The sequence below is a fragment of the Sphingobium indicum BiD32 genome, assembly GCF_000382885.1.
Lineage (GTDB): Bacteria > Pseudomonadota > Alphaproteobacteria > Sphingomonadales > Sphingomonadaceae > Sphingobium > Sphingobium japonicum_C.
Window position 1 is genome coordinate 1 of the sequence record NZ_CAVK010000228.1, and the last position, 1,321, is coordinate 1,321.

1 protein-coding gene and 1 other annotated feature are annotated in these 1,321 nt (G+C 60.0%); the gene reads left to right on the forward strand.

What is annotated here, in order from left to right:
• Positions 1–53: 53 nt before the first annotated feature.
• Positions 54–1,282 (forward strand): IS3 family transposase gene (locus EBBID32_RS20190; RefSeq protein ID WP_156022632.1). Its coding sequence is split into 2 segments (ribosomal slippage): positions 54–342 and positions 342–1,282, totalling 1,230 coding nucleotides; the frame shifts between segments, so codons are not numbered across the junction.
• Positions 335–449 (forward strand) — a sequence feature (AL1L pseudoknot). (Overlaps the previous gene by 115 nt.)
• Positions 1,283–1,321: the final 39 nt, after the last annotated feature.

A 1,321-nucleotide genomic window follows, 5' to 3' on the forward strand; every position in this document is an offset into this window, starting at 1 on the left:
TGAAGCGTCCCGGGTTTTCAGGAGGCTCCAACTTGTGAGAAGGAGCATCCATTATGAGCAAGACCACCAACAAATTTTCACCTGAAGTTCGCGAGCGGGCAGTTCGTATGGTGATGGAGCAGCGGGCCGATTACGGCTCGGAATGGGAAGTGATGAAGTCGATCGCGGCGAAGATCGGCTGCTCGCTGGAGACGCTGCGCCGCTGGTGCCGTGAGGAAGCGAGCCGACGAGCGGGGCCAGCGGCGCTGGCGGCCGATGACCGGGAACGCCTGAGATTGCTTGAGCGCGAAGTAAAGGAACTACGCCGGGCCAATGAGATTTTGCGCAAGGCATCTGCGTATTTTGCGATGGCGGAGCTCGACCGCCCCGGGAGATGATGATGGCGTTCATCGACGTCCATCGCGAGGATTTGGGTATCGAGCCGATCTGCCGGGAACTGGCAATCGCCCCATCCTCCTACCATGAACACGCCGCGCGTCGTGCCGATCCCGGCAGGCGTCCGGCCCGTGCGCAGCGCGATGACGAGATCAGGGAGCAGATCAAGCGGGTCCATGAGGCCAGCTTCGGTCTCTATGGCGCACGCAAGGTCTGGCACCAGATGCGGCGTGAAGGCATCATGGTGGCGAAATGCACGGTGGAACGATTAATGCGCGCCATGGGGCTGGCAGGCGTCCGTCGTGGGAAGAAGACGATCACCACTATCAGCAACCCGAAGGCGCCGTGTCCGCTGGACAAGGTCAATCGGGTATTTCGCGTCAGCCGGCCAAACGCCCTGTGGGTCGTCGATTTCACCTACGTGCATACTTGGGCAGGCTTCGTCTATGTCGCCTTCGTGATTGATGCTTTTGCCCGGCGGATTGTCGGATGGAAGGTCAGCACGTCAGCCACTGCCAGCTTCGTTCTGGATGCCCTGGAGCAGGCGATTCATGCCCGCAGGCCAGATCCCGATGATGGACTGATTCACCATAGCGACAGGGGAGTTCAATATCTTGCGATGAACTATACCCAGCGCTTGGCCGAGGCCAAACTCGTCCCCTCGGTCGGCAGCGTCGGTGATTCCTACGACAACGCCTTAGCCGAGACGATCAACGGCCTTTACAAGGCCGAGGTCATCTGGCGGCAGCGATCATGGCCAAGCGTTTCGGCCGTGGAAATGGCAACGCTGCGCTGGGTCGATTGGTACAACAATCACCGGCTCTTCGGCCCTATCGGGCACATCCCGCCCGCTGAGGCCGAAGACAATTACTATGCAGCCCTCGAGAACCTCGATATGGCTGCATAGCCCAAAGAATACTGCCTCCTGAAAACCCGGGACGCTTCA